Annotated in this window: 15 protein-coding genes and 1 pseudogene; 2 read left to right on the top strand and 14 right to left on the bottom strand. The window is 57.0% G+C overall.

Annotated features, from left to right (window positions below; translation table 11 throughout):
* Nucleotides 1-2 precede the first annotated feature (2 nt).
* From KJI95_RS06150 to KJI95_RS19570, 12 genes and pseudogenes are all read right to left on the bottom strand, one after another.
* Complete coding sequence (locus tag KJI95_RS06150) at nucleotides 3-1,766, bottom strand: GspE/PulE family protein (protein WP_214506313.1); 1,764 nt, start codon at nucleotides 1,764-1,766, stop codon at nucleotides 3-5.
* Entirely contained in the window at nucleotides 1,763-3,043 is a 1,281-nt protein-coding gene (locus KJI95_RS06145) for a tetratricopeptide repeat protein (RefSeq protein ID WP_214506312.1), read from the bottom strand. The genes KJI95_RS06150 and KJI95_RS06145 overlap by 4 nt, the downstream gene beginning before the upstream one ends.
* Complete coding sequence (locus tag KJI95_RS06140; RefSeq protein WP_214506311.1) at nucleotides 3,040-3,957, bottom strand: ExeA family protein; 918 nt, start codon at nucleotides 3,955-3,957, stop codon at nucleotides 3,040-3,042. Before KJI95_RS06140 ends, KJI95_RS06145 begins: the two co-directional genes overlap by 4 nt.
* Nucleotides 3,958-3,959: 2 nt before the next feature.
* The gene (gene mshL, locus KJI95_RS06135) at nucleotides 3,960-5,627 is read right to left on the bottom strand and encodes a pilus (MSHA type) biogenesis protein MshL (protein ID WP_214506801.1); all 1,668 of its coding nucleotides are present in this window, start codon (nucleotides 5,625-5,627) and stop codon (nucleotides 3,960-3,962) included.
* An 11-nt stretch (nucleotides 5,628-5,638) separates the two neighbouring features.
* Complete coding sequence (locus KJI95_RS06130) at nucleotides 5,639-5,941, bottom strand: MSHA biogenesis protein MshK (RefSeq protein WP_214506310.1); 303 nt, start codon at nucleotides 5,939-5,941, stop codon at nucleotides 5,639-5,641.
* Complete coding sequence (locus KJI95_RS06125) at nucleotides 5,925-6,572, bottom strand: MSHA biogenesis protein MshJ (RefSeq protein ID WP_214506309.1); 648 nt, start codon at nucleotides 6,570-6,572, stop codon at nucleotides 5,925-5,927. Before KJI95_RS06125 ends, KJI95_RS06130 begins: the two co-directional genes overlap by 17 nt.
* On the bottom strand, nucleotides 6,569-7,171 hold the full coding sequence (locus tag KJI95_RS06120; RefSeq protein WP_214506308.1) for a PilN domain-containing protein: 603 nt from the start codon (nucleotides 7,169-7,171) through the stop codon (nucleotides 6,569-6,571). Before KJI95_RS06120 ends, KJI95_RS06125 begins: the two co-directional genes overlap by 4 nt.
* Nucleotides 7,168-8,025 carry a type IV pilus biogenesis protein PilM gene (locus tag KJI95_RS06115; RefSeq protein WP_250885682.1) on the bottom strand — a complete coding sequence of 286 codons (858 nt, stop codon included), beginning with the start codon at nucleotides 8,023-8,025 and terminating at the stop codon, nucleotides 7,168-7,170. Before KJI95_RS06115 ends, KJI95_RS06120 begins: the two co-directional genes overlap by 4 nt.
* A 185-nt stretch (nucleotides 8,026-8,210) precedes the next feature.
* Entirely contained in the window at nucleotides 8,211-10,118 is a 1,908-nt protein-coding gene (csrD, locus tag KJI95_RS06110; protein WP_214506306.1) for an RNase E specificity factor CsrD, read from the bottom strand.
* A gap of 153 nt (nucleotides 10,119-10,271) precedes the next feature.
* Nucleotides 10,272-11,531 (bottom strand): annotated as a pseudogene (locus KJI95_RS06105) (malic enzyme-like NAD(P)-binding protein); the annotation flags it as partial.
* An 818-nt stretch (nucleotides 11,532-12,349) separates the two neighbouring features.
* Complete coding sequence (rpmE, locus tag KJI95_RS06100) at nucleotides 12,350-12,562, bottom strand: 50S ribosomal protein L31 (protein WP_214506304.1); 213 nt, start codon at nucleotides 12,560-12,562, stop codon at nucleotides 12,350-12,352.
* Between the two features lie 148 nt (nucleotides 12,563-12,710).
* The gene (locus tag KJI95_RS19570; protein ID WP_214506303.1) at nucleotides 12,711-14,198 is read right to left on the bottom strand and encodes a FimV/HubP family polar landmark protein; all 1,488 of its coding nucleotides are present in this window, start codon (nucleotides 14,196-14,198) and stop codon (nucleotides 12,711-12,713) included.
* Between the two features lie 94 nt (nucleotides 14,199-14,292).
* Here KJI95_RS19570 and priA point away from each other — a divergent pair, with 94 nt between their 5' ends.
* The gene (gene priA, locus KJI95_RS06090) at nucleotides 14,293-16,488 is read left to right on the top strand and encodes a primosomal protein N' (RefSeq protein WP_214506800.1); all 2,196 of its coding nucleotides are present in this window, start codon (nucleotides 14,293-14,295) and stop codon (nucleotides 16,486-16,488) included.
* Between the two features lie 140 nt (nucleotides 16,489-16,628).
* Nucleotides 16,629-18,479, top strand: a complete 1,851-nt coding sequence (locus tag KJI95_RS06085; protein WP_214506302.1) for a hypothetical protein — start codon at nucleotides 16,629-16,631, stop codon at nucleotides 18,477-18,479.
* Nucleotides 18,480-18,596: 117 nt separating this feature from the next.
* On the opposite strand, the gene KJI95_RS06080 is transcribed toward KJI95_RS06085, so the two are convergent.
* Nucleotides 18,597-19,937 (bottom strand): DUF1501 domain-containing protein, encoded by a 1,341-nt coding sequence (locus KJI95_RS06080; RefSeq protein WP_214506301.1) that lies wholly within the window; start codon nucleotides 19,935-19,937, stop codon nucleotides 18,597-18,599.
* 9 nt (nucleotides 19,938-19,946) lie between these two features.
* The gene (locus tag KJI95_RS06075; protein ID WP_214506300.1) at nucleotides 19,947-21,845 is read right to left on the bottom strand and encodes a DUF1800 domain-containing protein; all 1,899 of its coding nucleotides are present in this window, start codon (nucleotides 21,843-21,845) and stop codon (nucleotides 19,947-19,949) included.
* Between the last annotated feature and the right edge of the window lie 239 nt (nucleotides 21,846-22,084).

Genomic DNA, 22,084 nt, shown 5'->3' with positions numbered 1-22,084 from the left:
GCTCAGACGCTCCCTTGTTCAAACTGCGCCACGTCCTGCGACAATGGCATAGGGGTGTCGCTCATGTCTTCAACAAGCCGCGCCACCTCTTCGATGGTAGTCATGCCCTGGGCCAGATACATCATGGCGGAGACGGTCAGCGGGGTGAAATTAGGGCTGGCGTGGGCAGCGCGGGCAAAGTCCTGCGGATTGCCGGTACGCATGGCGTCCACCATGGCCTCATCCAGCTCAAGCAGTTCAAAAATACCAATACGGCCGCGATAACCTGTGCCGTTACAACTCTGACAACCTGTACCAACACGAAAACGCGCCGAGCTGAAATCCTGCTTTTTACCGACACTGGCAAGCCAGGCCATTTCCTGCGCCGACGGATGATAGTCCACCGCGCAGTTATGGCACACCCGCCGCACCAGACGCTGGGCGATAATGACCCGCAGCGCACTCGCCACCAGGTAGCTCGCCGCGCCCATATCCAACAGACGCAGCGCCGAGGTCACCGCATCGTTGGTGTGAAGCGTCGAAAGCACAAAGTGACCGGTAAGCGCGCCGCGAAGGCCGATTTCCACGGTTTCGTGGTCGCGCATCTCACCGACCATGATGATATCCGGGTCCTGACGCAGGGTGGTGCGCAGCACGTTGGAAAAGTTAAGGCCAATCTTGTGGTTAACCTGCACCTGATTAATCCGCGGCAACTGGTATTCCACCGGGTCTTCCACCGTGATGATTTTTCTGTCGGCGGTGTTGAGCTCACTCAAAATGCCATAAAGCGTGGTGGTTTTACCGCTACCCGTGGGGCCAGTGACCAACAGCATACCGTGAGGGCGTTTGATTTGTTTGCGCACCCGCTCAAGGATGTGCTGCGGCATACCGGTTTCGTTGAGGGTGAGCAGCCCCGCCGACTGGTCAAGCAAACGCATCACCACCGACTCGCCATGGTAAATCGGCATGGTGGAGATACGCACATCGATTTTATGGCCCTTGATTTCCATGTGAAAACGGCCGTCCTGCGGCAAACGTTTTTCTGAAATATCAAGGCCTGCCATCAACTTAAGCCTGAGCACCAGCGCGGCGGCAATATTCACTTCATTGAGCACGGTTTCCTGCAAATGGCCGTCGACCCGCTGACGAATGCGCAGCGATTTTTCGCCGGGCTCGATGTGAATATCCGAGGCGCGCATCTGCACCGCATCTTCAAAAATCGACTGCAGCAGCTTAACCACTGTGGTTTCACTGTCGCTGTCACCGGCGGTCAGCGCCGCCAGGTCGAAGGCTTCGTCGGCGGCGTATTCTTCTTCAAGCTTGCCCGCCATCTGCGCAATCTGTTCCGTGCGCCGGTACAGGTTATCAAAGGCCTGCATCAGCTGCGCCTCGGGCGCCACCGCAATCTCAAGCCGCTTGGGCGCAAGCAGCACTTCGAGGTTATCCAGCGCCTGCAGGTCGGCCGGGTCGCTCATGGCCACCACCACCGCATCGCCTTTATCTTCAATCACCAGCGCACGGTAACGGCGTGCCTGCACTTCCGGCAGTAAATTCACCACCGGCGGCGGCACGGGGCGACGGCTGACGTCGATAAAGGGAATGTTAAGCTGCTGCGACAAAAACTTAAGCAACTGATCTTCAGTGATAAAACCCAAATCAATCAGGGTGCGGCCAAGTTTTCGGCCGGTATTTTTCTGCTCGCCAAGGGCCGCGGTCAGTTGGTCTTCACCAATGATTTGCTCAGAGACCAAAAGGTCGCCAAGGCGCATTTTCAATTTGGGTTTCATTGGTTGCCTCCAAGCTGCAACAATCTGTCTGACGCAAAGCGGCGGGCCTCAGCAGATAACTCCCGCCCCGCCAGCGCACGGCGGTAACTGTCGGCCGCATCGGTAAATTTGCCCTGCGCGTCCTGAGCGTAAGCAAGCCCAAGCCACCAGGATGATCTATCTTCGCCGCCAGCGAGCAGCCGGGTGTAGCTTTGCTCGGCAAGCGGATGGTCCTGTGTGCTGCGGGCGATATCGGCCAGCAGCAGCCATTTGTCGCGTCGGTACTCCGAACCTTCGCTGATGCGCTCAAGGTTGGCCTGCGCCTTATTCAGCTCGCCGCGCTCGATAAAGAGCTTGGCAAGCAGCAGCGAAAACGAAGCTTCATCCGGATAGGCAAGCTGCCCGGCTTCCAGCAGGCGCATGGCTTCGTCCGTCTTGCCCTGACCGTATCGAAGCGCCGCCAGACGACGCCTTGCATCGTGGCGATCGTTTTGGGCAAACAGTGCATCCGCATAATACTTGGCCGCTTCATCGAGCCTGCCTGACGCTTCGGCGTCCTGCGCCCTGGTCATGGCCCGCTCGGCCCGAGCCGCCGGTGACAGGCGCACCTCGGTCACCGCCATCCGGCTTTGCTCAGTCGGGACGCTGGCGGACTTTTCGTCAGAAAAAGTTGGGGTTTCGGCAGCGGCCAGATTGGCAGCAGTGAGTTTGGCAGCTGATTGATTGGCAACAGCAGCGCGTTTGGCTGCATCCGCAGCCGCGCTCGCAGGTACAGCTTCAGTCCGAGGTTGAGATTCAGATTCAGCTTGAGCTTGAGTTTGAGCGTGAGTTTGAGCCTGGGTTTCGGTTTGAAGCTGAGGCTGAGCTTGCGGCGCCGCCAAGGCTGCGGTTTTGGCTGCTGCTTTAACTTCTGTATTGGTCTCTGTTTTGGTCTCTGTATTGCCTTCTGCTTCAGGCTCAGCGGCGCGCTGCGCGCTGTGCTCAGCCGGCGGCGATGCTGCTGGCAATTCACTCACAGTGGGCTGCAATTGTTTGGCAGCGCTGTTTTCTGCGGCGGAAACCTCAGGCTGTGCGGCCGCCTGCGTCGCCAACGGCGTATCGCTGAGAGAGCCTTGCTGACGCCAAAGCCAGCCGGCCGTCACCAGCAACGACAATACCAGCAGCAAGAGTGCCAGCATGAGCAGCGGCAGTGTTTTGGCGGATTTCGGCGCCGCAACCACAGCTTTGGGCACGGCCCGCACCTCAAGAACCTGCTCGCGCTTGTCCAAATCTTTAAGCATCTGATTGATTACGCTCATGCCAGACCTCCAGCAAAGCGCAGGGTCACCAGCACCCCAAAAACAGCGGCAGTGCCCATCAAACCGACAAACATCAGCCAGCGCGGCCACTGTGACCGCGCGGCATCTTCAGTATCGCGAATGGCGAGCTGCGCCTGCTTGCGGCCGATGCGCATCGCCCCCTGACCAAAGCCAAGCATCAGGGATTTATGGGCCAGCACATTGATTAACCGTGGAATACCACGGGATGCCCGGGCAATGGCTGCCACCGCGCTGCGCTCAAACAGCGCTGGGGCATCAACATCAAGACCCGCGACCCGCAGCCTGTGCTCAAGGTAAGCACCGGTTTCGGCCTCTGTGAGCGGCCGCAGCCGATAGCTGAAGGTGATCCGCTGCCTTAACTGGCGCAGCTCGTGGCGCGCCAGGCGCTCATCCAGCTCAGGCTGACCGAACAGGACCACCTGCAGCAACTTGCGGCTTTCGGTTTCAAGGTTGGTAAAAAGCCTTAAGGTTTCGAGGCTTTCATCCGGCAACGCCTGGGCCTCATCCAGCACCAGCACCACGCTGTGGCCGTGGGCGGCGAGCGCCAGCAGTTGCTGCTGAATAAGGCAGGTCAGTTGCTGCTGGTCGATATTGGCCGAATACTTAAGCCCAAGTTCGAGTGCCAGCGCCCAGCGCAGCTCGGCCGGCGACAAACAGGGATTGGGCAGATAGGCACAGCGGAATGGCGGCGGCAACTCGTTGAGCAATTTACGCAAAATCAGGGTTTTGCCAGTACCCACTTCGCCGGTGACCTTGATAAAACCTTCACCGGTTTGCAGCGCTACCTGCAGCACCTGCAGCGCCTCGACATGGGGCGCGAGCGCAAAGAAAAACCCCGTGTTGGGCGTCAGCGCAAACGGAGCTTCACTCAGGCCAAAGTGCTGCAGATACACTGTTACTGCCCCTCGGGATACCAGCGGTCGAGCAGCAGCTTCGAGCGCTCAAGCTCCTTCTGCCAGGTACCGTTAACCACCACGGTAGGCTTAAGCAGGATCACCAGCTCTGTTTTGCGGGTAGCATTGTTACGGTTGGTAAAGGCTTCACCAATCAGCGGAATATCCCCAAGCAGCGGCACCTTTGACACCAGCTCAATGTTCTCGCTCTTCATCAGGCCGCCAATCACCACCACGTCGCCTGAGGCGGCTTTGATTACTGTGTCTGACTCGCGGATTTCACTTTGCGCCAGTGGCAGCTCCAGGTTGCTGTCGCTGATTTTGATTTGCTTGGTCTGCTCTTTCACATCGATCACCGACGGATGCACATGCAAAAGCACATTGCCTTCACCGTCGATTTGCGGAGTAACATCGAGTGCGATGCCGGAGAAAAATGGCGTCAGCTCTACTTCGGGGCTGGTCACAGGTGTTGTGCCCGCCACAGTAGTGGACGACACATCAGTCACGAAATACTCATCGGTGCCGACCTTAATCACCGCCTTTTGGTTATTGGAGGCGGTTACCCGCGGGCTTGAGAGCACATCCACATCGCCCTGGGTGTCGAGCAGATTGATCATGGCACTGAAATCAGAGCCGGTGAGCGACAAAGAGGTTACGCCGCCAAGCACCCCGGTGATCTGATTGCCAAGCACCCCGGGACTGGTGGAGAAATTGATTTTGGTATTGCCATCGGCGGCCGCGCTGCCGGCAATCTGGCTCCATTGAATGCCCTGCTGATAACCATCGGACAGAGTTACTTCCAGCACCTTGGCTTCGAGTATGACCTGGCGCTGCAGATGGCTTTCAGCCTTGGACAAAAACTCCCGCACCTGGCGCAGCTCATTGGGCTGAGCACGCACAGTCACCAAGCCGGCCTGCGGTGTTACCACCACATTGCGGCCATTGCCATCGGCGCCAATCAGGGATTCAAGGGTTTCTTTCAGCTCGCCCCAGAAATCGGTTTTGGTGCGGGACTGAATAAAGGTGCCGTTGGTGTTATTGCTGCCGTTGTTGCTATTACCGTTATTGCCGCCGTTTGAAAAATTGCCGTTGTTGTTGCCGTTATTATTGTTGTTATTGTTGCTGCCGTTATTGTTGTTATTGTCGGAGATCCGGCCGGACGTAACCGATGTCAGCGACACGCCCTGGCGCTCCATGTAGAGGTAATTAACCGGAAAGGTCTCGGTGCGCATGCCGGCAGGAAACACCCTCAGCACCCGGCCTTCGTGGCTGACTTCGTAGCCATATAAATCTTCAACCACCTGCAGGGCTTCACTTAAGGTCACGCCTTTGAGTGACAGGGAAATTTTGCCCTGCACATCGGGATGCACCGCCATCGAAAACGGTGTGCCTTTCACCAGACTTGGGAAAAACACCCGCGCGTCCACATCGTTTGCAGCCACATCAAAGCGGCGCTCCGGTGGCAGCGTGGGCGCAAAGGCTGCCGACGAGCCGCTGGCAAGCTCCCGCGAAACCGCATCGGGCATTACGGCCACTGGCACGGGTGCCGGGGTAGCGGCGGTGGCTTCTTTCAGCACTTCTTTGGAGGCATCGGGATTTGGTCTGTCAGTGCTCTGGCAGGCCATCAGGCCAAGCGACAACAGCGCAGGGAGGTATTTGATACCGGAAATTGCCATGTCTTTTATCTCTCTGTTATAGCCTGAAACAGCCTGAGGGTTTTGCCGTCAGACAGCGCAACGTAATCACTGCGAATGGCGGTGATACGCGCACTGCCCACTGTGTCGCCCACCGACAACACCCGATTGCCAATCACGGCAAAATTGCCGTCGGCGGAGGTGATGATGCTGGTCAGCTTACTGCTGCCGCTGCCGGCTTTTTGGCTGCGATGTTCACGAAAATCCCCCGGCATGGTCGGGTCTTTAAGGGTGTTGGCCGTGGCCTGCAGCGCAAACAGGCACAGCAATACACTAATGATTCGCCACACGGATAAAGTCCTCGTTAATGCTCAGGGTATGAAGAATGAGCTGCACTTCGGCCTTGGGATAGGCCTGCACCTGATAATCCAGCCGCTTCCAGTACAGCTTGTGCTCCATGTTTTCAATCAGTTGCACAAATTTAACCAGGGCAAAGTAATCACCTTCGAGGGTGAGCGCTATGCCATGGGAATAAAGATTAAGCTTTTTCTCCTCGCCCACTTCGAGCAGCGCCACAGGCGCGATTGACTCGAAACTCACCAGCTTAAGCCCCGCCGCACCATCAAGCATGCGGGCAAGCACGGCCGGCATCCGCCGCGCCGGCACCATGTCCAAAAGCTCGGTTTCAAGGGTCTTGTCGAGCTTGGCATGCTCCTGCTGCAAAAGCTGCCTGCGCTGCAAGTGGTCACGATTGGGGTCCTGCGCCAAACGCTCTTCGTAAAGGGCAATTTGCTGCAGCGAAATCTGATTGTTGCGGTTAAGCTCAACGAGCTGCGCCCGGTTTTCCTGAGCTTGTTTCCATAGGCTTTCGAGCGGCATGGAGCCAAGCAGCAAAAGCCCAAGCAGGCTCGCCCAAAAGATAATGCCGCGCTCGCGGGCGGTAAGCTGGTTAAAGCGTTCGCTTAAGCTTAGGTTGCTCATGGCGTTTCCTTAGCGAGGGCGCTGCTGGTGAGCACAAAGCCAAGTGGCTTGCCATCCTCACGGGCCATGGTCATGGTGGCAAACTGCTTACCCTGCAGGGTTTTGGTTTCTTTTAACCGCTCAACCCATAAAGGCACACTCTTGGGGTCCCGCGCAGAGCCTTCAAATCTGAGCTCGCCCTCGGCCACCACAATCCGCTCAAGCCACAAACTGCCATCGGCAGCTGAAGCAAGGTCGGTGAGCAAATCGCCATAGCCTTTGCTGGTAAAGCGCTGCTGCTTGCCAATTTCGCCAAGTAGCAGGCGTTTAAGCTCAAGCGATTCCTGCAGTTCGTTCACCTCAGCCACCAGTGCGACATCCGGTTGATGTGATTGCAGCCGCTGCTCAAGCGCCAGCTTTTGTGCCGTCAACTCCTGCTGCTGGGTTTGGGCCGCTGCCACATCGGCTTTAAGGGAACTCAGCTGCCAGTAAAGGCCGCCAAGGCCAAGCAGCAGTAACAGCAGCACAGAGATAAGCGCAAGCTTGAGGGTATCGAAACTGAGTCGCTGGCGCGCCGGCAGCAGCGAGTCATCGTAGAGGTTAATATGGGATTTGCTCATGCCTGCTCCCCCATAAACTCTTCACAGGCGAGCATGGCGAAGGTGTGCCCCACCGGCCTTGGTGGCAAAGCTGCAACCTTTTGATTGAAGTTACTCGCCACCAACTTTGCCAGTGCGGCAGAGGCGCCTTCGGTGGCAAGTTCAATCGCCGCCACCGGTGCCTGTCGCAGCTGGCTTTCGAAATAATCCATTGAGCGCTGCAGCTCCAGGCTTAAGTTATCGGCGGCGCCATAACTTAAATCCTGCTCGCTGATGCTGTTAAGGTCGGCAAAGCCGCGCACCCGGCGCTGCATCCACAGCCGCCCGTCTTTCACCACGGTAAACAGCAGCTCGCTGCCGGGCACATGGCTGACAACCAGGCGCGCCTGAGCTTCGCTGCCAAAGAGCCGCGCGGTCACCAGCTCTTCGATGCCGATGCCACTGACGCTTGAACCTACCTCGTCGGCGGCTTTGACCAGCGCTTCCAGCGCGCTGCGCTCAACGGCGACCACGGTGATTTTGTTGCTCGATTGATTGGGAGACTCGAAGTAATCGAGCTTGAGGGAGCTTACCGGCTCAGAGACCATGTCTTTTATCGCCCATTTGATGGCGTCCAGCATCTCGTTGTCGGCGACAGCGGGCTTATCGGCGAGCAGCAATTGATAGCGACCAAATCCCAGCACTATGGCAAGTGCAGCCGGGCCAAAGTGCGAACTGATGCTTGCCATCAGCGCAGGCCAATTGTCGCCGTCCAGCGGCAGCTCCAGCCCACTGTCCGGCGAATCCTTGGCGACCACCCAGCAGCTTTTGGGGCCCAGATATAACCCCAGCTCCCGGCGGCCGGTATTTTTCTTCCAAAATGCGAATCGGCCCATTGCACTCATGTCCCGTTGATTATGCGCCCAGGCGTTTGTGCCATCACCTATGGATTAAGAACGACAGAAGGAGGGTGTGGCACGAATAAACTAATTATTTTTCAATGAGTATTATGCAGGGAATACTCACCATAAGATAGGCTGCGACCCAGTGAATAACAAGGGCATAATGGCGAATTCGCCGACTATGTCTCCTGTGGTTCGCCAAAATAGCTGCCCTGGGCCGCACTCACCCCGAGGATCTGCAGCGTTTGCCACTCCTCGAACGAGCCCACACCCTCAGCAAATACGCGCACCTCAGTGCGAAACAGGCTGCCAATCAGACTTCGGACAAACAGCTGGTTTTCCGGCCGCAAATCTATCTGGCGCACGACCGAGCGATGCAATTTGATAAAATTAAAGCCAAGTTCTTTGATGTATTGGGTACTCACTACCTGCTGCCCGACATGGTCAACGCAAATGCGGGCGCCCATCTTTCGCAGCATATTGAGCTTGGGCTCAAGCGCCGCACGGTGCTTTATCACGACATCTTCGGTCACTTCAAACACCAGCCGCGACGCCAGATGGCGATACTCGAGCAGGGTGGTTTGCAGCCAGCGCACAAAGGCGCGGCTGCTGAGGGAATCAAAGCTTAAGTTGATGCTGTAGTCTTTGTGCTGATTTGCCCCGTCGGACATCAGCTCAAACAGCGTCCGTTCAATCACCTGCCGCTCAATCTGCGGCATCAGGCCGCACTTGACCGCCATCGGGATAAAGAGGGTCGCCCGCACCAGACTGCCCATGGGGTCACGCACCCGGGTGAAGATTTCATGGTGATGGCGCGTGCCGTCGCCTTCACAGACCGGCTGAGCAAAGGTGACAAACTGGCGATTGACCAGCGCGTTTTCAAGAAACGAGCGCCAGCGGACAGAGCCTTTGGCAAACTCCTGATCCACGGCGCCTTTATCGTACATAAACCAGCCGCTCGCGCCCTGAAGCTGCGCCGCCCGCAGCGCCATATCAGCTTCTTCAAGCAGCTGCTCAGACACGTCGCCTTCTTTAAAATAGGCACCTCCGAGGTGGAAAAAGTTATCGGCTTCTTCAATTTTGGGCAGAGGCTGGGCGAGGCAGATTTTAAGGATTTTATCCGCCAGCGCGTCGGCTTCGGCCAGGGAGATTTGCGGCACCACTATCGCCAGCTGATTGTGGGAGCGACGGGCAAAAATGCTGTTGGCCTGGGTTTGCAGCACCAGATTGATGGCATTGATGGTGCTGTGGAGCAGCTCCAGCACCAGCTCATCGCCGGCTTCCTGCTGCAGTATGTCCAAATCCTCCATCTCCAGCAGATACAGCACGCCCGGGGTCATCATGCCGTTTTCGTTGGATAAGGCATTGACCCGGTTTTGTAAAAACAGCCGGTTACCTATGCGGGTTTGCGGATCAAGAAAGGTGTTGGAGCGGATAAATTTATCAAAGCGCGCCCGCTCTTTATGGGCGTCGGCAAGCTCGGCCAGCAAGCGACTCAGCGCTCGGTTGATTAAACGGGGTTTGCCATTGCCGGGGGTATTGGCGGCATCTTCGAGCCGACCGTCGAGAATAAGCTTACTGCGCTGGGCAAGGGCTTCAACCCCTTCAAGCTCGGCCGAAAACCACAAATAGCCAAAGCGCACAAAGCCGCCGACCGCGGCTATGCCCACCAACAGGATCATCAGCTCCCGCCAGCCAAGTTCATGCAGGGCAAAGGGGCGCGGCAATTCGAGGCGCATCCTGAGACCATCGTCACCCTTAAGGGCGGTGTCGTACACTACTCGGTGCTCGTGGCCTGTGTTGCCCTGATATTCGAAAATCAGCTCCTCGCCCTGCGACAGACGAAAATAGCCGGCATCGTAGGCAAGCAGCATGGGCGGCAGCCAGGAATCGAGATCCCAGGCGCTGTTGCCCTGATAGTGATTGACCAGCATCACCTCAAGCTCGGTGACTTTTTGCTGCTGAAACTTGTACGTGAGCTGCACAAAGCTCATTACCGCGCTCAGCAAAAACACGAACGCGACCGCGGCCAGCGACATCATCCAGAAACTGATGAGTTTTTTGGTAAGCACCCGGGTGAGCTGCATGGAGGAAGGCGGTCCTGTTGTAGTTATTATTTCCGGCAATGCCCGCTGGGCTTGCTGTGTGTAAAAATTATCAGGGACTGAAATACAAAAGGCAACCACATGGGTTGCCTTTTGCTCTTTGGTCAATCGCTTGTCTTATACGAGGTATGTTCCTCAGACAAGGTAATCTTCCGGCAGTGTGGTGATAGCAGCCACACCTGAATCAATCGCGGCCTGTGCCACGGCGCGGGCAATGCGCGGCAGCAGACGTGGATCCATCGGCTTTGGCAACACATAATCAGGGCCAAAGCTCAGGCTGGTCACGTTTGGATAGGCAGCCAATACCGAGTCAGGCACGCTTTCCTTGGCAAGCTCAGCAATGGCGTGCACCGCAGCAATCTTCATTTCATCGTTGATGCGCGAGGCACGTACGTCCAGCGCACCGCGGAAGATGAATGGGAAACACAGCACGTTGTTGACCTGGTTTGGATAATCGCTGCGGCCGGTACCCATGATGAGATCTTTACGGGCATCGTGGGCCACTTCGGGCTTGATTTCCGGATCCGGGTTGGAGCAGGCGAAAATAACCGGATTGTCGGCCATCAGCAGCACGTCTTCGGCGGTCAGTACGTCCGGGCCAGACAGACCAAGGAACACGTCAGCGCCTTTAATCACGTCCTGGAGGGTACGCTTGTCGGTGTTGTTGGCAAACAGCTCTTTGTATTCGTTCAGATCGTCGCGGCGGGTGTGGATAACCCCTTTGCGATCGAGCATGTACACGTTTTCACGGGATGCGCCGCACTTCACCAGCATGGTCATACAGGCAATCGCGGCAGCGCCGGCGCCCATACACACGAACACGGCCTTCTCGATGGACTTGCCCTGAATTTCCAGCGCGTTGATCATGCCGGCGGCGGTTACAATCGCGGTGCCGTGCTGATCGTCGTGGAACACAGGAATAGAGCAGCGCTCAATCAGCTCACGTTCAATCTCAAAACACTCTGGCGCCTTGATGTCTTCAAGATTAATACCGCCGAAGGTGTCGGCAATGGCTTCCACCGTGTTAATGAATTCTTCCGTGGTGCGGTGCTTTACCTGAATGTCGGTGGCATCGATATTGGCGAAGTGCTTGAACAGCAGCGCCTTACCTTCCATCACCGGCTTGGAGGCCAGCGGCCCCAGATTGCCAAGCCCGAGAATGGCAGTACCGTTGGAAATCACTGCAACCGTGTTGCCCTTGGCGGTATAGCGGTAGGCATCGGCAGGATTGGACGCAATCTCACGCACAGGCTCAGCCACCCCTGGGCTGTAAGCAAGCGCCAGATCCATACTGGTCTGGGCTGGCTTGGTAAGGCACACCGCCATTTTGCCGGGCGTTGGGAATTCGTGATAATCGAGTGCTTGTTGACGAAGGTCTGCCATTTTCTGATCCTGAACGACGTTTTAGTTTAAATCTCGGACGCAAAGGGCTCGGTCAGGATCATTCGGCCTGACAGAGTTCGGGCCCCCTCGCTGAAGTCATTAAGATTACGCGAATTAACCGGCCTTTGAAACCAAACACCAACAAATTTCACCGACTTGGGCGCATGGCAACGCTCTAAGGGTCATTTTTACAAGTTAACCCTGCAAAACAAACTCAAAACCAATAATTAACTTTGTTGTTTTAATACCTAAGTTGATGAGATAAACGCCGCGGCAGCGCGATTTAAACGCGCATTCTGTAGCAAAATTACCAAATTTTATTCCATTTGGCGCTTATTCCGCTCAGTTATAGGTTAATCAAACAAAAACAGGGCTTTCGACCCGAACTGCTCTGACCTCTACCCTTTTGATACATTTAGTGAAAAGTCCCCGCCCAAACGCCCGGCTATGCCCGCAGCTGCGGCAAGGTTATTGGCCTGCCGCAGCAGGAAGGCTTGTCGATACAACAAGGGCGGTAAGGGCGGCAGGAGCGCGCCGCGAGATCAAATGGCAAAACAGGCAACCGAGATTCAGCAGGTAAGAGATGGTGCTAAGAGATGGTGCCAGGAAATGGTGGCGATTGAGCGAGCCACAGATAGTCAACAAGCCTTCAGGCAGGCACGGCCTGTCGAAAGCAACTCAAGTCGCCCCCCACTCAAGTCGAAAGCAGCTCCAGTCAAAAATCATTCGGGTCGGAAACAGTACAGGTAGAACAAGCGCGGCTAAAAACACGCACAAAGCAAAGAGGGCACCCCGTGGGGTGCCCTCTTCTGAATTCATTGCTGTCGCAATTACTTCTTGCCAAGCATACCGAAACGCTTGTTGAACTTCTCGATACGACCGCCAGTATCAACAACTTTCTGGGTACCGGTGTAGAATGGGTGACAAGCACCACACACGTCCAGGTGCAGGTCTTTGCCTACAGTGGAGTTGATTTTGATAACGTTGCCACAAGTACAGGTGGCAGTGATCTGGGCGTATTCAGGGTGGATACCTGGTTTCATTTGGGATTACCTCAAAGTCAAGGCCATGTCGCTCTTCCAACCCGAAGTTGGACACCACATGCAGTTAATAACAAGTATGTTAGGGCGCAGAATGGTACAGGATCCAACCAATACTGACAAGCAGATTATCTGCGCCCATGGGCTCACTTTACTCGGTCTGACGCGCCTCAAACTGCTTGCGCGCCTCGCGGGCATCGGGGTAGCGCGACAGCACGGCCGGCGACGGACAATCGAACTTCGCGCCCTGCTTCATGCCACTGATTTTGCCTGAGCGGAACGCCCCGGGGTTGGCATCGTGCAGTGCCAGCATGGTGCCATAAACGTTGGTGTTCCAGGCTGGCGCGTAGCGACTGGCAATCCGCCACAGGGTTTCGCCCTGTTTATACTCAACCCGGCAACCCTCACCCGCCGCCGACGGCGCTTCTGTTTCTACGGCTTGAGTGGCTATGGCTTGAGTGGCTGCAACCTGAGTCTGTGTCGAAGCCTCTCTGGCGACTTGAGCGTCAGCATCTGCCTGAGCAGTGGCCTGTGTGGGCGCAGCGCCAGCGGCTTGCCTGCCAGGCTCAGTGCTAACAGGCTCGGTACTGGCAGTCTCGGTGCTGCCAAGCTCGGTGCTGACAGTCTCGGTGCTGACAGGCGCTGTCGTCGCTGCACCCATAGATGCTGTTTCAGCGTTAACGTCAGCTTCTTGGGCCGAATTCACGCTCGACGCGAACTGCGGTGCAGGCTCACCGGGCTTGGCACTGGCGGCTGTCAGCGGCTCTGCTCTTGAATCAGCCTTGCCTGACTCAGCTAACGCATCAGTCTTGCTTGAATCAGCTAACGCCGACTCGGCAGTGCTTGCTGTCCCAGCCGCTGCAGCGGCGCTAACGGCAGCGATAGCGATTGGCTCAGGTTTAACGTCTTGTTTAACTTCCTGTTTAACTGCTGCAGCCACTTCCAGCTTATCAGCGACTTCCGGTTTATCTGCGGCAGGCTTGATTGCTACTGACTTAACTGGCTCTGGTTTAACGGGCTCTGGTTTAACGGGCACTGGCTTCACGCGCTGTAGTTCAACGGGCTCTGGCATCACAGCAGCCGCGTTGATGGCCGCCAGGGTGGCAGGGTCTGGCTTGGCGGCGACAGGTTTCACCGCTGCCACTTTTACCGCCGAGGGCATAGCCTTGCTATCCGTCATTTGCCCTGAAGAAACAGCACTTGCCGCCTGAGCAGAAACCGGTACAGCGGTGCGCGCCGTTGAGGCCAAGGCTTTATCGGCTTTCACCGGCTTTTGCGCCGCACGGGCCAAACGCTCATTGCCGCCAAAAAGCGGGATCACCTTATAATCGTGCCACTCATTAATCACATATTCGCGCACCACCAGCTCGGCGGACGCATCGGTCACATCTTCCACCCCTGTCAGCAGCACCAGAAAATTATTTACCGGCTCAAGCATCAGTTTTTCTTCGCTTTTACCCTGGCGGATTAAAAACTCGATCCGCGAAAAATCGCCTTTGTCCGACACCACATTCACCCGCAATCGAGGGTGCTCTCCCAGGGTAAACTGACTCTTGTTAATGCTGACATGGGACACCCGCGCCGCAGCCGGCAAAGCCAGCCCAAGCAACAGCAGCACCACGAAAAAGGCTCTTATCATTATATTTTCCGCACCCTGGGATGACTCGTTAACTGTGGCTGAGTGGCAGCTTCGCCGTTACACTAGGGGCAACACCAGCCTGATGTACCTGATTATGCCACATTTTGTAGAAGTTGCCCTGCCTGTCCCCATGCGCAGAAGCTACAGCTATCGACTGCCACCTGGGCTTGCGGCGATGCCGCAGCCCGGCGTCAGAGTCAGGGTGCCTTTTGGCAGGCAACAACTTATCGGTCTGGTGACCGGTGTCAGCGACAGCTGCACCCTGGCCGAGAGTCAAATCCGCGATATTATTGAAATAATTGATGAAGAGCCGGCGCTGCCGACCTCGCTTTATAAGCTCACCCTGTGGGCGGCGCGTTACTACTTTTGCAGTCAGGGCCAGATGCTGACCCAGGCGCTACCGGTGGCGCTGCGTAAAGGCGCAGACGCCGCCCCCAAAACCCGCACTCTTCTTAAACTCACACAAAAGGCGATTGATGCCGGATTGGATGCGCTCAAGCGCGCACCGGCGCAGCAAAAGCTGGCCGCACAGCTGCTGCAGGGCCCGATGAGCCTTGATGAATTCAACACCCTCGAGCTCAGCAAGGCTGCCCTTAAAGGGCTCGAAGATAAAGGCTGGCTTGAGCGCGATGAAGTGGTTGTTGCCAGTAACCTTGAGTGGCGAGACACGCTTGAGCTTGGCGAAGCGCCGCACAAACTCAATAAAGAACAGGCCATTGCCGTTGCCGCCATCAATGGCGCAGCCGGGTTTGAGTGCACCCTGCTTGAGGGCATCACAGGCTCTGGCAAGACAGAAGTGTACCTCGCAGCCCTTGAGAAAGTGCTCGGTGAAGGCAAGCAGGCGCTGATTTTAGTGCCTGAGATTGGCCTTACGCCGCAAACCATCGACCGCTTCCGCCGCCGCTTTAAGGTTGAGGTAGCCGTCATTCACTCCAACCTCACCGACAACCAGCGGCTCGACGCCTGGCGCGCCGGGCGCAGCGGCGAAGCGGCCATCATCATCGGCACCCGCTCGGCGTTGTTCACCCCCATGGCGTACCCCGGCATCATCATCCTCGATGAAGAGCACGACAGCTCATTCAAACAGCAGGAAGGGGTTGGCTACCATGCGCGGGATCTGGCGGTGATGCGCGCAAGCCTTGAGGACATTCCGGTGATATTGGGCTCTGCCACACCTTCGCTCGAGTCGCTGCAAAATGCCCTAAGCGGCCGCTATCGCCACCTGCACCTTGGCGAGCGTGCGGGTAACGCCAAAAAGGTGCGCCAAGGGATAATTGATATCCGCAACCAGCCACTTAAGGCGGGCATGTCGGCGGCGCTCCTCAATGAGATGCGCCTGCATCTGGATGCGGGCAATCAGGTGCTGCTGTTTTTAAACCGCCGCGGCTTTGCCCCGGCGCTGCTGTGCCACGAGTGTGGCCACTTGCATGAATGTGACCGCTGCGATGCGTTTTTCACAGTGCATCAAAAGCTTGGCGAAATCCGCTGCCACCACTGCGGCAACCAGTATGCCATTCCGGCCCAGTGCCATAACTGTGGCTCCACCATGCTGATGGGCCACGGCATAGGCACAGAGCAGCTCGAGCAGGTACTTAAGGCCGAATTTCCCAAATATCCTGTGGTGCGGATCGATCGCGACACCACCCGCTTAAAGGGCTCGCTGGAACAGCACCTCGCCGCCATTCATCGCGGTGACTACCGCATTCTGGTGGGCACCCAAATGCTCGCCAAGGGGCATCACTTCCCCGATGTGACCTTAGTGGGCCTTTTGGATGTGGACGGCGCGCTTTTCAGTGCCGATTTTCGTGCCCCCGAGCGCTTTGGCCAGCTTTATACCCAGGTGGCGGGCCGCGCCGGACGCGCCGCCAAACCCGGCACTGTGCTGCTGCAAACCCACCAAAGCGATAACCCCATTCTCAGGGAGCTGATGCACAAGGGCTACGGCGAATTTGCCCGCAATCAGCTGAGTGAGCGCAAACAGGCGGCGCTGCCACCGGCCTGGCACATGGTGCTTGCCCGCGCGGAGGCCCACAACGCCGCCGATGCCGATGCGTTTCTTGCGGCCATCGCGGCCATGCTGCCCAAAGACCGTGGCTTTGAAGTGATAGGCCCGCTGCCCGCGCCCATGGACCGAAAGGCAGGTAAACACAGGCGCCAACTGATGTTTCAGGCTGACAACCGCCAGGGGCTGCAGCAGGCACTGGAAGCCATTTTACCCGCCATCGATGCCCTGCCCGAGGCCAAACGCTGCCGCTGGAGCCTGGATAGAGACCCGCAGGACCTGTTATAGCCTCATGGCAAGCTTTTGAATAATCAAACTTTCAAATTTTTTCAAAAAGAATCACAACCCCTGAGAGTCCTGATTTCCTAGACTTTTGTCGTTGCAAAGTCGCAGCACATAAAGATGGAATACACCAAAAGGACGTCATCATGTATTCAACCCGCTCGCCCCGTTCGGGGCTATTGTTTCCCCTCGCCCTGCTGCTTGGTGCCTGTGGCGGCAGTGATGGAGACTCAAGCCCAGCGCCAACACCAGTGGAGCCCACAAAACTCAGTATCGGCGGCAGTATCAGTGGTCTCAGTGGCAGTATTGGCCTTACCCTCAGCGCAGGCTCCAGCCAAACCCAAAGCTTCAGCGGCAGCAGTTTTCAGTTTTCCACTACGGTGAGTGAAGGCACCAGTTTCAGTATCAGCATCAGCAGCCAGCCCGATGGCCAGGTATGCAGCATCAGCAGCGCCAGCGGCACCCTGAGTTCAGCCAATGCCACCGCAGCTGCGGTCAGCTGCAGTAGCGTACAGTCCGGCTTGCTGCTCGACAGCCCGGTTGCCGGCATAGGTTATCGCACCGAAACCCAATCCGGCGTTACCGACGCCATGGGTTATTATCGTTATCTGCCGGGTGAATCCGTGGTGTTTTTCATCGGCGATCTGGCGTTTCCGGCGGTGACCGCTACCGGCCTGCTAACCCCCGAAGATATAGCGGCAGATGATGCCACCACCACCCTCAACATCGCCCGTATTTTGCAAACTCTGGATGACGACCAAAATCCAGAAAACGGCATCAGCCTGAGCGATGCCACCAAGGATGCCTTTAAAGGCTCAGCACTCGATATCAGCAGCAGCGCCTTTGCCACTGCTGTGGCAGGTATTTTAACGACGCTGGATAACCGCACTCTGGTCAGCGAAAGCGATGCGCTTTCGCACCTGCAGCAATCCAAGCGCCAGCAGCTCCTCGGCAGCTGGCTGTACAAGGAGGGCGAAGGCCAGCGCAACGTGCTGACCTTTATCGATTCGAGCCACTATATTCTGTTTCATGAACATACCGACGATGGCGACCAAACCGCCGGCAGCGCTGAGCTTGGAAATTACCAGTGGGATCCGGACAGCGGCGCACTGAGCCTGAGTCTCATTGCCGAGTCAGATAACAGCGGCGGCCTGTTCGACAATGGCCAGCATCAGGCCAAGACCATGACCCTTGGCGACACCCTGACCATCAACTTCACCGAGGGTAGCGTCGAGCTTAGCCGAATCGATAACGGCGCCCATGCCTTGTCGGGCACCTGGCGGGTGTGGGAAGACTCGGATGAAAACCTCACTCTGGTGGTGTTTTTATCTGACACCGATTACGCGCTGATTCACACCAACAATCTTGAGAGCTACCAAGGTCAACAGCCGCAGGCGCTGTCAGGAGAGTTTGGCAAATATCAGTTTGATGGCGACAAGCTCAGCGTGACGTCGGTCAGCGTCGACTCGGACGGCCCCGGCGGCCTGTACGACAGCGATGACAGCCATACCCCGGACACGGTCAAGTTGACCAATTTTGGTGAGCTATGGTTTTTCGACAGCGAGGGAGATGAGCGCTACAGCCTGCCTAAAGTCGAGCGTTTCAGCGCCGGATTGCAGGATTATGATGCGGCGCATCCCCTCGGGCAGGTCAATCTGCTGCGCGACCCAAGTCGCTTTGAGCACAGCGATATCAAAGAGCAGGCCTTTGAGCTTAAATTCAAGCTTGCATCGGGCGAGTTTGATACCTTCACCGTCTACTTCGGAGCCGAAGGCGATGGCTTTATTTCTCAGGGTGACGAGCCAAGCCTGACCATCAGCTGGGAAATCACCATGGCAGGCTCGGTGGAAATCCATTACAAGGATGCCGCCGCGGTGGATTTTGTGCTGACGCTGGCGCCGGTTCAGGGCAGCGACAATCCAGCGCTGATGTCACTCACGTCGTCTGAAGGCGAAGACTCGCTGTGGCTGACCACACTGGTGCCATCACCGATTTAAACGCTTGGCAACAGAAACAAAAAACGCGGCCTTGGCCGCGTTTTTTATTTCCAGTCAAAGACTAACCCATACAGATCCAGGCTAGTCTGCCTTACAAGCCTCAACGAAACATAAGCCTCAACGGAAGAGTGACAGCTCACCGGCGTTAAAGTTGGCAAGGTTCGGGAAGAGCTCAAGCTGCTGCGCTGCCGACAAGCCAAACCAGAGCGCCAACTGTGCGAAGTATTGCTCGTTGGCAAAGGCCGGAATAAGCCTGCCGCCGCCCACGTCATTGGCTACACCTCGGGATTGCAGCTCCACTTTACCGTGGATATCTCCGCCTCTCACCGCGCCGCCCATCAACATTTGTACCCCGGCCCAGCCGTGGTCGGTGCCATCGCCGTTGGAGGTCAGGGTGCGGCCAAAGTCCGACATGGTAAAGCTGGTCACTGAGTCACGAAGCCCAACCTGCCCAAGGGCGGTGTCGAATTCAGTCAGCGCGGTGGCCAGAGTTTGCAGCAACAGCGGATGGTTGATGGCCTGATCGTCATGGGTGTCAAAGCCGCCCATGGAGACAAAGTACACCTGGCGGCCAAGGCCAAACGCCGGCGCTCTGGTGAGCGACTTGGCCACCGCCTTCAGCTGTGCCGACAGGCTGTTATCGCTGAACACGCCATCAAACGCAGGCGCCTGCGCCATGGCGGCGTTCATCGCCTCGGTATTGCCAATGGCACTGCCAAGCCCCTGACTGTATGCGCCGCCAAAGTTGCCGCTGCCGCTCTGGGCCAGTTCATTGATAAGCGCCCTGAAACTTGGGGTGCGGTTACCGCTGCTTTGGAAGGCACGAATGCTGGTCACACCCGACTTGCTGAGGGTGAACGGATTGGATGCCTGACCGCGCTGCCACTGATTCACCCCATCCAGTGACACGTTGGCCGCAAAGTGGTTGTTGGCGCTCAGCAGCTCCAACATGCGGCCACCCCAGCCGTGGCTGAGACTGTCATGCTCACGGCCGCGCATCCAGGTGGCCTGCTGATCATTGTGGGAAAAGAGGTGCGCCGGAATGGCCGCCGACTTTTGCTTGTATTCGGTAAGGCTTAAGGGCGCCATCAAACTGCCAAGGGATGAGACAAAGGCCAGCTTGCCGTCATCAAACAGTGGCTTACAGCTCGCCATGGCGGGATTAAGGCCAATGCCGTCAGCCACGGGGGTCAGCGGATTAAGCGCCAGCGCACCGCTCACCGCCAGGGTCTGGCGGGTCGCCTGATACGCGGTCAACGACTCCCCTTCCAGCGGCACCAGCATGTTGAATGAATCGTTACCGCCATAGAGGAAGATACACACCAGTGCCTTGAAATCGCTGGCACTTTCGGCGGCAAAAGCACTCATGGCGCCCAGTTGCAGCTGCGACAGGGCAGCAAGGCTTACTCCGCCCTTGAGGCAGAGCGACAAAAATTCGCGTCGATTAAACTGACTCATGGAAACTCCTCAGGGCGCAGTGGCAAAAGAAGGCGCCTGACTCAGGGCAAACAGCATCTGCCCCATGGTCGTCAGCACCCCGGAGGGCAGATACAGTGTGTACACATCCTTGAGGATGCGCCGCTCGGTCGCTGTCATGGTGCCCGCACAAAACACCAGGTTCCACCGGTCAAGCAGAGCGTCAATGCCCTGCTTACTCAGCAAATCCGCATGCTCACTCAGATGGATGAGGATCCATTGATCGCCCGGTGAACTGATTTTCTCCGCAATGCGCGAATAGGTGGCCATATGGCTGAAATTCATATGTCCAATCAGGGAGGCATCGTTGGCAATCTGCAGCTCTGGCGCTACCAAACCATCGGCCTGCAGCGCCGCCGGGGCAAAGTTGGGGCGAAAGAAGTTAAACACCGAAGGCGACCCAAGCGGCGCCTGACCATGGGATTCTTCCATGTCCAGCGTCAGCACCCGGCCAGAAACGCTGTCAGCCTTGAATTCGCGCCACAGCTGCATGGTGCGAAGCAAGGGTTCTCTGACCTTACCGGCGCGGTTATCCGCCAAATTGGGGATGCGCGCTTCATCGTCGAGCAAAATGGCCTTTACCACAGCGGCCATATCACCCCTTACTCCAGAGCCATTGTCATTAAATACCGCACTCACCCGCGCCACATAGGCTGGCGACGGGTTTGAACGCACCAGACGCTGAATAAGCTGCTTGCCGATAAAAGGCCCGACGTTGGGGTGGTTAAACAGGTTATCGAGGGCATCACTCAAATCCTGCTCGGCGCTTTGACCGGCGGGCAACACAGTACCGCCAAGCAGCTGTTTTTGCTCGGGGGAGTGATAAGCCGCCCAGGCCGTCATAGGCACCAGGTAGTTTTTCTGCGGATTCACCCAGCGGGTCGCGCCGCCATAGGTCCAGCCGGTAAACACCCGGGCAAAGCCCTCAATCTCATCCTGACCGTAAGTGGCAATGGCGCGGCCATCGTTGCCGATGATTGGCGTGCCATCGGCATTCAGCATCTCAAGCCCTATTGTAAAGAGCTGCATCACCTCACGGGCGTAGTTTTCATCGGGGCGAATGTTACGCGCCTCGTCGGCCTTTTCATTGCCAAGGTGACTCAAATACACGCCCATCACAGGCGATAAGGTCACGTCTTCAAGCAGGTCGCGGAAGTTGCCAAATGCGTGCGCGGCGAGCATGTCGTAGTAATTGGCCATGCCCCTTGGCTCGCGGGTCAGCCCCGCGCCCTTGGTGGACACCACAAAGATTTCACTGAGGGCAAAGGCCACGCGCTGACGCAGCTGATCCGGCGCCGCCATCGAAGTGCGCCACCAGGTATCAACCCAATGATTGGTATTGTAATTAAGCTCAGTTTCGTTGCCGTAAAGGCGAATATTGGCAAGGAGCGAGCTTTGCGGCAGCGCCATTTGCTGCGCTATCCACTCTTCCTCACTGATGCCCGCACTGGCACTGATTTCACCGCTTACCGGCCCCATGGTGGCCTGGTGCAGCAGCCTGCTGGCCTCGAGTTCGGTCATGGCGCGCAAAGCTTCGATGCTGGTCTCGGCTTGGGCGGTGGCGCCCCCGTTGTCGGTCACTGTGAGGCGAAAGCGATAGGTTTGGCGCTGCGCTGAAGATGACGGCAGCACGACTGTCATGGCCGCCGCACTGCCAAGCGTTACCGCCGGGCCTTCGAGCTGTTGCCACTGATAGGAGGCAATGCTGCCATCGGCGTCACTGGCGCTGGCGGTTAAGGTCAGGCTCTGTCCCTGACGGACATCGCCCACGGGCGCAATACTGACACTGGGCGGTTGATTGACTGAAGCCGGGATTTCTCCCCCTTCAGCGCCTCCGCCGCCACAGCCTGCAAGCATCAGGGTAGCGATGCCGAGACTTCTGATTTTCATGGTGTTACTCCGTTATTATGTTTTTTTGCAACACCAAGGGTATACGATGAAAATCAGCCTCGCCACACGCGCTCTGATGGGATTAATTACGCCAAAACAGTGAATTAAACGGGCTTAAATAAAAAAATCGCGGCTAAAAAGCCGCGCAAGGTTGGGGATGTCAATGATAAATGCTCGCGAGGTACGCAAACAGGAGTGAGAAACCGGTGAAAAAAATAAGGCCTGCGACAAACACATAG

It is taken from the genome of Shewanella jiangmenensis (assembly GCF_018596335.1).
Taxonomy (GTDB): domain Bacteria; phylum Pseudomonadota; class Gammaproteobacteria; order Enterobacterales; family Shewanellaceae; genus Shewanella; species Shewanella jiangmenensis.
The sequence above is the reverse complement of the archived record's forward strand: the minus strand, read 5'-3'. Positions and strand labels throughout refer to the sequence as shown.